Raw genomic sequence first — 709 nt, forward strand, 5'->3', positions numbered from 1 at the left:
TGACCAACAACAGATGACGTGCCCCGTGCTCCGTGACCAGGTGACGCGCCACCAACGCACCAAGACCACCCGTACCCCCCGTCACCAACACCGTGCCACGCCAGTGGTCCGTCGATGACGGAGCGGGAGCGGTGGTGGGCCTGAGGTGAGGGGTGTGGGGGGTGCCGTGGCGGACGGCGATGTGGGGCTGCTGGTGGGCCAGGGCGGTGGCGATCACGGCCGAGAGGTTGTCCTGCGAGGTGGGGTGGTCGTCGAGGTCGACGAGGGTGATGCGGCCGGGATGCTCGTTCTGGACGCTGCGCACCAGCCCCCAGACGGGAGCGGTGACCAGGTCGATCCGATCGGTGGGACCGACAACCGTGGCGTTGTGGGTCACCACCACCAGATGATCGTGCTCGGGATGCGGATCGGCCAACCACTCCTGAAGACGACCCAGCGCATGGCTGAGCACCTGATGCACCACGACAGGATGCTCAGCCACACCAGCAGCCGAAACACCCGCGGCATCGAAGACGGTATAGCCGGGTGACGTATCGACGACCGCGCCGGTCACCAGGGGCAGCCATGTCAGCTGGTGGAGCGGGAGCGGACTACCGACAGAGAGGTCGTTGGTGTTGGTGGGTCGGGTGGTGAGGGTGGTGGTGAGGATGGGTTGGTTGTCGGGGGTGGTGAGGTGGAGGGTGTGGTGGTTGTCGTGGGTGGTGAGGTG

At 66.7% G+C, this 709-nt stretch carries 1 protein-coding gene; it reads right to left on the reverse strand.

From position 1 onward, the window contains the following. Positions 1-709: SpnB-like Rossmann fold domain-containing protein (locus tag ACYVPE_RS39955; RefSeq protein WP_461038748.1), on the reverse strand; the 709-nt coding region annotated here is incomplete at both ends.

Source organism: Streptomyces mayteni (assembly GCF_054783955.1).